Below are 7020 nucleotides of genomic sequence, written 5' to 3' on the forward strand. Positions count from 1 at the left end.
GATATCCGCATCCAGTCGCATTCGGGCAGTGTTCGGGTAAGCCTGGATCGCTGAGCGCGATCCGGCAGGCCGCGGCGGCAGCGCCGCCGCGGTCGGTACTGGGTCAGCTGGCTTTCTTCAGCGCCCAGGTGGTGCCGAGGACTTCGATCTTGCCACCGGCCTTGCGGAACGCTGCCAGGTCCGAAGCGATCGAATCGCTGCTGACCACGGTGCTGGCGGCCGCGCCCTTGCGTTCGCTGCGGATGCTGTTGCTGGCCTTCGCGGGGGTCTTTGCCTTGCGGGGCATGGTTGCTCCTGTCAGGTGGAAGGGGAGGAAAGCGCCCAGGCATCGGCCTGGCGCAGGTAGTCCTGCCGCTCACGGCGGCAGTCACTGCCGCCCATCGAGAACTGGCGGCAGATCGCCGGGCGCTGCGAATAGATCGTGCAGCGCAGGTGATAGGGATCGATCGCCGCACACCAGCCTTCCTCGTTGCGCGCCATCACGGCACGGCCGTGGGTGTCGCGTGACAGGAACTGGCCGGGCACGTGGTCGCCGGGCTGCAGCAACACGGGCAGCCGGCAACAGACCGCGTCACAACGGCGGCAGTCGATGGGTGCATGTGCTGCGTCAGGTTGTAAGGCCTCAGGGGCCTGGCGGGTGCCCAAAGCGGGTCTCGATGGCGGCTCCGGTGGTACGCGGACCATGAACGAGCCAGGAAGGCATGGCCGCTAGGCCCGCAGGGCGGGCCAGGCTGCACCGTGGACACACACCGGCGTGGCCGGTGGAAGGTGCAGCAGGGTTCTAGCCGACCAAGAGTAACTTAGATCGCGTAACGTTTTGTTAATCCTGGCTTGCTGCCGCCAAAGCAAGGCCCTGGACCACGCCCAGCGAGGGCTCGCCGTGGACCATGCGGGCGCCCGGGAAGGCCTCCGCAACGGCCTGGCGCAGATACCCGGCGCGGGACATGCCGCCGGTCAGGAACACCGCGTCCGGGTCGCCGCCGATGTCGCTGCGGACCTGGGCCAGCAGCTCCCGGAGCTGCTCCAGATAACCATGCGCGGCTGCGGCCAGGCCGTCGGAGCTGCTGTCGGCATGCAGGTCGCGGGCGATGTAGTCCAGCGTGCTGCGATGTTCGCTGGCGGCGCTGAGGGCGATCTTGGCGCGCTCGACGTCGCGGTACAGGCGGGCGGTATTGCCGGTGTCCTGCAGGGCCTGCAGGCGCGCGCCCCACGGATTGTCGACATGGTCATACTTGTGCTGGCGGAAGTCGCGCTGGCGGGTCATGTCCTGCACGGTGGCCGCTTCCACATAGTGGTGGGCGGGCACGCGGGTGATGCCGCGGCCGAACAGCGGCATGTAGCTGGACAGGCTCAGCGCCAGGTCGATGTCGGTACCGCCGCGGGCGATGCCCCAGGCGCGGTGGATGCGCGGGGCGTCGTCGCCGCCGACTTCGGCGTGGGCGATATCGGTGGTACCGCCGCCGATGTCGACGATCACGGCCTGGTGCCGTTCGCGGCTTTCTGCGTGATAGTGCATGGCCGCCGCGGCCGGTTCCTCGAGGAAATCGATCTGGTCGAAACCGGCCTGGCTGGCGGCTTCGCGCAGGATGTCCAGCGCCTGGTCATTGCCGGCCGCACCGATCGAGCTGCGGAACTGCACCGGACGCCCAAGCAGGGCCGCTCGCAGCGGCTGGCCGAGCTGGGCGCTGGCGGTCAGGCGGATGTGTTCGAGGATGTGCGCGGCGATGCCGGTGATGGTCTGCTTGGCGCGCGGGTGCAGGTTGTAGCCGAGCATCGATTTCGGGCTCTGCACCAGGTTGCCTTCGTGTTCCTCGAAATAGGCTTCCAGCGCTTCGTCACCGTAGACCGCATTCTGCAGCAGGTCGCTGGCACTGCGTTCCTTGCCGGCACGGGCTTCCATCCATTCCCGGCGCAGCGCGCGCAGGGCTTCGCGGCGCAGCGCCTGCGGCGTGCGTTGCTGGCCGGCGGCGCGCGCCGCACGCGCAGCGCTGTCGATCATCTGCTGCAGCTGGTGCTCCTGGCCGTCATCGAGCTGGAAGTCATCCGGGTCGGGCACCACGCCGGGGAAGTACACGCTGGTACGGAACTGCTCGGCGTCGCCGAAGCGGATCGGCAGCAGTTTTCCTTCATGCACGATGGCGGCGGCGGAGTTGCTGGTACCGAAGTCGATGCCGAGGCGCATGGGGAGTTCCGGGGGGCGATCAGGGGCCGCGCACTCTGCTGCAGTTCGCCGCTGACTGCAAGGTCCCGCGGTTTCCTGTTCCGGGCCGGGTCAAGGAGGTCGCGGCGTACTGCCCGGAAAATGCCGGGGGAGCCGGGCGGTTACAATGGCAGCTGTTGATTCACTTTGAGGTACTTGCTGATGTCTTCTGCCCCTGCCTGCCCGCAGTGCACCTTGGAAAACACCTACGCCGATGGCGCGCTGTGGATCTGCGCCGACTGCGGCTTCGAATGGACCGCCGAGGAAAGTGCCGGTTCGACCCTGGTCGTGCGTGACAGCAACGGCAATACCCTGCAGGCCGGTGACACCGTCACCGTGATCAAGGACCTGAAGGTGAAGGGCTCCTCGATCCCGCTCAAGCAGGGCACCGTGATCCGCAACATCCGCCTGGTCGAGGACGATGCCGAGCACATCGAAGGCAATTCGGACAAGATCAAGGGCCTGGTCCTGAAGACCTGCTTCCTCAAGAAGGCCTGACCGGCCTTCAGCGCCGGGCCTGCTGCTGTGCGCGCCAGCGGGCCAGGCTGTCCAGCTTGGCCTGGTAGCGCGCCTGCTGCGGCGCCCCGCCCAGTTCCTGTGCACGCAGCAGCTCACGATCGGCGTGCTTGAGCTGGCCCGCCAGGAAATAGACCCGCGCCAGCCCGAAGTGGAACTGGTGCGCGGTGTCGTACAGGCGCACGGCCTGCCGGTAATAGCGGATCGCCTGCTGCAGTTGCCCGGCGCGTTCGGCCTCGGCACCGAGCATGTACTGCGCGAATGGGTCTTCGCGCTGCACCGATTGCAACCGCTGCTCCAGCGCCTGGGCCTGCGCAATCATGCCGAGCTTGCGGTAGAGGGCGCTGGCGTTGGTGAGTGCAGCATCCTGGCGGCCGTCCAGTCGCAGCGCCCTTTCCAGAGCCCGGCGTGCAGCGGCGGTATCGCCCGTGCGGTTTTCCAGCACGCCCAGGTTGTTCCAGGTGGCAGCGAAGCTGCCGTCCTGCGCCAGCGCGGTATCGAAGAAGGTACGTGCGCCCGCCAGGTCGCCGCTGGCCATGCGTTCGGCACCGCGATTGTTGTAGAAGTGCGCCAACGCCCGCGCCTGGCTGATCGGCAGCGGCCCGCGGCGGTCGTACAGCACATTGCGATCCAGATCGACGGTGGCGAAGCGGCCGGCAAAGCCGACCCCGGCATTGACGTGGCCTACGCTGTAGACCAGGCCCTGGGCCTGGTCCTGGTACCACGACACCACCTGGCCAACTTCCTGCACGCGCGCCTGGATGCCGGCTTCGCGTGCCAGTGCGACGAACATCAGGGTAAAGGCCAGGCAGTTGGCGCGTCGCTGCTGCCAGATCTCGCTGACAGTAAGGGTCGCGTCGGCGTCGTACTGCAGGTCCATGCCATGGCGGTCGAAGATCATCTCCACCAGCGCCTGCAGGCGCTGCTCGCGCGAATAGCTGCGACGGGTCACCTGGGTGTGCAGCATATCGAGCATGGCCGGTGGAATCGCGAACACCTGCTGCGGTGTTGGAATCGTCGGCGCGGTGGTGCTGGCAGCGACCGCAGGGGCTTCGCTCGCGTCAGGGTTCAGTGCGATCGCGGAGGGTGCCGCCAATGCGGCCAATGCGAGCAGAACGGATCGGGCGGCAGGACGGTACATGACGGCTCCCGGCAGCGGCGGGCGCTCCCGCCTGAGGCGAGTGTAGACCTGTGCGCGCACCCCTGCAGTGACCGCTGGTCGGTCCGCGCGTTCATCCACAGCCGGTGTGGACCAGCGCTCGACAAAGCTGTGGACAACCGCGTTGGGGCCCCGTGCGGAGAGCGTTGTGAGGGTGTGGTGAAAAAATGGCCGGCTTGCCCGCTACCGGCGCAGGCGGGATGATCCGGTCATGGACTTCTCCCCGCTGACGCTCGCTCCGGCGCAGTGGCAGGCGCTGCAGGACAGCTATGCAACGCCACCACGTGCCTACCATCACTTCGGCCACGTGCGTGCGGTGCTGCAGCACTGCCAGGAGGTTGCCGACGGTCCAGGCTGGCAGCAGCCGGCCGAGGTCTACCTGGCCGCGCTCTACCACGATGCGATCTATGTGGCGGGGCGAAAGGACAACGAAGCGCGTTCGGCGCAGCTGGCCCTGCAGGCGATCGCACAGGCGCCGGAACTTGCCATGGTCGACGCGGCCCGGGTCGAGCAGCTGATCCTGCTGACTGCCCGCCATGGCGAGCTCGCCCCGGACGATGTCGATGCCGAGGCCGCGTTGTTCCTGGACTGCGACATGGCGATCCTGGCCGCGCCGGAGCCGGTGTTCAGCGCCTATGACCGCGGCGTGGCCGAAGAGTACAAGGGCGTGGTGCCAGGCTTCCTGTATCGCGCCGGCCGCCGCCGTTTCCTGCAGGGCCTGCTGCGTGCACCGCGCATCTTCCTCAGCGAATTCTTCCACCAGCGCCTCGACTCTGCCGCGCGCGACAACCTGCGCCGGCAGCTGGGCCGCTGAACCAGCCCGGTACACTGGGGCCCGTTTCCATCGATTGCCGCTTCCAACCGTGTCCGTCCCTGATCCCGATCCCCGTCCGCTGCCGCCGGAAGAGCCCGGTCCGAACGAATGTTGCGGCAGCGGTTGCCCGCTATGTGTGCTGGACCTGTATGCCGACGAGCTGCAGCGCTATCGCAAGGCGTTGGCCGAATGGCTGGCGCGGCACCCGGAGGCGTCCACATGAGCCGCGCGCGCCCAGCGGCACTGCTGGCGCTGGCGGCGCTGCTGCTGTTCGTGGCCACCGCGCTGTGGACCCAGTTCGCACGCACCGATCTGGACTGGGTGCGGGCCACGCTCAGCCTCTATCTGCACGGGCCGTGGGGGCTGGCATTGCGCGCGGCCTACTGCCTGCTGGCATTGGCGATCGCCCTGCTCGGCATCAGCCTCTACCGGGGCAGCGTCGGCCCGCGGCGCAGCGCGGCGGCGCCGCTGCTGTTCACTGTCTCGGCACTGGGCCTGGCCACGGTCGCCATCGGTGACAGCTGGCTGCCGGAAGCGACGCCGCTGCTGGCACCGTTCATCCATGGGCTGGCGGCCAACACGGCGTTCCTGTGTGCCAGCGTCGGCATGCTGCTGCAGGCCTGGTACCTGCGCCGCGAACCGGGTTGGCAGTCCGCCGCGAGCCTGCTCTGGGGCTGGGCCTGGCTGGCGTTCGTACTGTTGTGGCTGCATGTGTTGTGGCGCGCCGGTCCGCCGCGCGGGCTGGGCCAGAAGGTCGTGATCGTGGTGATCGTAGGCTGGCTGCTGTACCTGGCGCTGGCACTGTACCGGCGCAGTCGGCGTACCACGGCCGACTGAATCGCCAACGGCCTGCACCGGTACGTGCCGTGCACGCGGTGGCGGCGTATCGTGTGCGCATTCCATCGGGGATGCGATATGAAGCGTGCAGGGCTGGGCAGGGCAATGGGTGTGGTTCTGGCGCTGGCGGCGCTGCCGGCAATGGCGGCGGCCAACGTGCAGCAGTTCAGCCACGGGCGGTTCGAGCAGATTCCGGTGCACATGCCGGCCGGCACGCCGCAGCGGGTGGTGATCTGGTTCCACGAGCCCTCCCCAGGGGGTGACACTAGCCGCCTGCCGATCGAAGCCCTGCGTGCCGACGGCGCCATCGTTGCCGCTGTGGACATCGCGCACCTGCGCGGGGTGCTCAAGCGCGAGGGTGATCCGACCTGCTCGTTCGGCGCCGGTGACGTCGAGAACTTCTCGCGCTGGCTGCAGGCGTCCCTGCATCTGCCCGGCTACCACCTGCCGCTGGTCGGCGGTGACGGCGAGGGTGCCGAGATGGCCTATTCGCTCGCGGCGCAGGCCGACACCCAGGTGTTTGCCGGCCTGCTGACCACCGGCTTCTGCCCGGACCACAACCATGAGCGCATGGTCTGCGGCGATGGTGTGAAGCACAACACGCTGCAGCCCGCCGAACTGAATTTTCCGTGGTTGAGTGCCGCTGGCGATCACGGCTGCAAGGTGGGCGAGGCCAGTCGGTTCGTTCAGCAGGTCGCCATGGCACGCGAATTCAAGCGAACCGCGCGCGGTGATGCCTCACCCGGTCTGGTGGCCGCGGCGCGGGTGATCGGCGCGCAGGCCGGGGTCAGTCTGGCACCGCCGCCGGCCGCGCTGAAAGGCCTGCCGGTGGTGGAAGTACCGGCGACCGGTAGCGGCGATACGCTGGCGGTATTCGTTTCCGGCGATGGTGGCTGGGCCGGCCTGGACAAGGACGTGGCGTCGTCGCTCAACGAGCACGGCGTGGCCGTGGTCGGCATCGACTCGTTGCGCTACTTCTGGAGCGAGCGCACGCCGAAGGGCTTCGCCGCTGACCTGCAGAAGATCATCGACCACTACCGCCAGCAGTGGCACCGCGACAAGGTGATGCTGATCGGTTTCTCGCAGGGCGCCGACGTGCTGCCGGCGACCATCAACCAGCTCGATGCCGATACCCGCGCAGCGCTGGATCGTATCGTGCTGCTGTCGGTAGGCAGGAAGGCCGACTTTGAATTCCACGTCAGCAACTGGCTGGGCGGTGGCGGCGATGGCCTGCCGATCGCTCCGGAAGTGGCCAGGCTGCCGGCGGAAAGAACCCTGTGCGTATATGGCGACAAGGACGAGGACGCACTGTGCCCGGACCTGCCGGCCAATGACGGCGTGAAGCGGGTGAAGCTGCCGGGCGACCACCATTTCGGCGGTGACTATGATCGGCTGGCCGAGGTGATCCTCAAGGGCGGGGCGTAGCGTCAAGCCATGCCCGACCACTGTCGCCGCCGTGTCGCCCAAGGTCGACACCTGCCGGGTGGCGCGGGT

The 7020-nt window shown here is 68.1% G+C and carries 9 protein-coding genes; 5 read left to right on the forward strand and 4 right to left on the reverse strand.

The features are described from left to right. Positions 1-103: 103 nt before the first annotated feature. The 3 genes from ABGA94_RS09195 to ABGA94_RS09205 all read right to left on the reverse strand — a co-directional run bounded on the left by ABGA94_RS09195 (position 104) and on the right by ABGA94_RS09205 (position 2182). Positions 104-286 carry a hypothetical protein gene (locus tag ABGA94_RS09195; protein ID WP_005410566.1) on the reverse strand — a complete coding sequence of 61 codons (183 nt, stop codon included), beginning with the start codon at positions 284-286 and terminating at the stop codon, positions 104-106. Positions 287-297: 11 nt separating this feature from the next. Next, complete coding sequence (locus tag ABGA94_RS09200; RefSeq protein WP_080104338.1) at positions 298-591, reverse strand: YkgJ family cysteine cluster protein; 294 nt, start codon at positions 589-591, stop codon at positions 298-300. Between the two features lie 229 nt (positions 592-820). Then, entirely contained in the window at positions 821-2182 is a 1362-nt protein-coding gene (locus ABGA94_RS09205; RefSeq protein WP_111129550.1) for an Hsp70 family protein, read from the reverse strand. Positions 2183-2362: 180 nt separating this feature from the next. On the opposite strand from ABGA94_RS09205, the gene ABGA94_RS09210 reads away from it, so the two are divergent. Further along, positions 2363-2698 (forward strand): zinc ribbon domain-containing protein YjdM, encoded by a 336-nt coding sequence (locus ABGA94_RS09210; RefSeq protein WP_010482882.1) that lies wholly within the window; start codon positions 2363-2365, stop codon positions 2696-2698. Positions 2699-2705: 7 nt separating this feature from the next. Here the strand turns inward: ABGA94_RS09210 and ABGA94_RS09215 are convergent, their stop codons facing one another. Continuing rightward, positions 2706-3857, reverse strand: a complete 1152-nt coding sequence (locus ABGA94_RS09215; RefSeq protein WP_065179251.1) for a transglutaminase-like domain-containing protein — start codon at positions 3855-3857, stop codon at positions 2706-2708. Positions 3858-4086: 229 nt separating this feature from the next. On the opposite strand from ABGA94_RS09215, the gene ABGA94_RS09220 reads away from it, so the two are divergent. The 4 genes from ABGA94_RS09220 (at position 4087) to ABGA94_RS09235 (ending at position 6951) form a co-directional block, all read left to right on the forward strand. Continuing rightward, positions 4087-4689 (forward strand): hypothetical protein, encoded by a 603-nt coding sequence (locus ABGA94_RS09220; protein ID WP_005418163.1) that lies wholly within the window; start codon positions 4087-4089, stop codon positions 4687-4689. A gap of 49 nt (positions 4690-4738) precedes the next feature. Beyond that, positions 4739-4912 carry an oxidoreductase-like domain-containing protein gene (locus tag ABGA94_RS09225; RefSeq protein WP_049415754.1) on the forward strand — a complete coding sequence of 58 codons (174 nt, stop codon included), beginning with the start codon at positions 4739-4741 and terminating at the stop codon, positions 4910-4912. Beyond that, positions 4909-5526: a DUF998 domain-containing protein gene (locus ABGA94_RS09230; RefSeq protein ID WP_005418159.1), complete on the forward strand. Its 618-nt coding sequence runs from the start codon at positions 4909-4911 to the stop codon at positions 5524-5526. Before ABGA94_RS09225 ends, ABGA94_RS09230 begins: the two co-directional genes overlap by 4 nt. Before the next feature lie 78 nt (positions 5527-5604). Next, a complete protein-coding gene (locus ABGA94_RS09235; protein WP_375367088.1) occupies positions 5605-6951 on the forward strand; it encodes a virulence factor family protein in 1347 nt (448 codons plus the stop codon). Positions 6952-7020: the final 69 nt, after the last annotated feature.

Source organism: Stenotrophomonas sp. 3diitr2024, assembly GCF_042136455.1.
Taxonomy (GTDB): Bacteria; Pseudomonadota; Gammaproteobacteria; order Xanthomonadales; family Xanthomonadaceae; genus Stenotrophomonas; species Stenotrophomonas sepilia.

What these genes read in the sequence shown, in the direction of transcription:
- ABGA94_RS09210 (WP_010482882.1), top strand. Translation starts at nt 2,363, where the DNA reads ATGTCTTCTGCCCCTGCCTGCCCGCAGTGCACCTTGGAAAACACCTAC.
- ABGA94_RS09220 (WP_005418163.1), top strand. Translation starts at nt 4,087, where the DNA reads ATGGACTTCTCCCCGCTGACGCTCGCTCCGGCGCAGTGGCAGGCGCTG.
- ABGA94_RS09205 (WP_111129550.1), bottom strand. Translation starts at nt 2,182, where the DNA reads ATGCGCCTCGGCATCGACTTCGGTACCAGCAACTCCGCCGCCGCCATC.
- ABGA94_RS09230 (WP_005418159.1), top strand. Translation starts at nt 4,909, where the DNA reads ATGAGCCGCGCGCGCCCAGCGGCACTGCTGGCGCTGGCGGCGCTGCTG.
- ABGA94_RS09235 (WP_375367088.1), top strand. Translation starts at nt 5,605, where the DNA reads ATGAAGCGTGCAGGGCTGGGCAGGGCAATGGGTGTGGTTCTGGCGCTG.
- ABGA94_RS09195 (WP_005410566.1), bottom strand. Translation starts at nt 286, where the DNA reads ATGCCCCGCAAGGCAAAGACCCCCGCGAAGGCCAGCAACAGCATCCGC.
- ABGA94_RS09215 (WP_065179251.1), bottom strand. Translation starts at nt 3,857, where the DNA reads ATGTACCGTCCTGCCGCCCGATCCGTTCTGCTCGCATTGGCCGCATTG.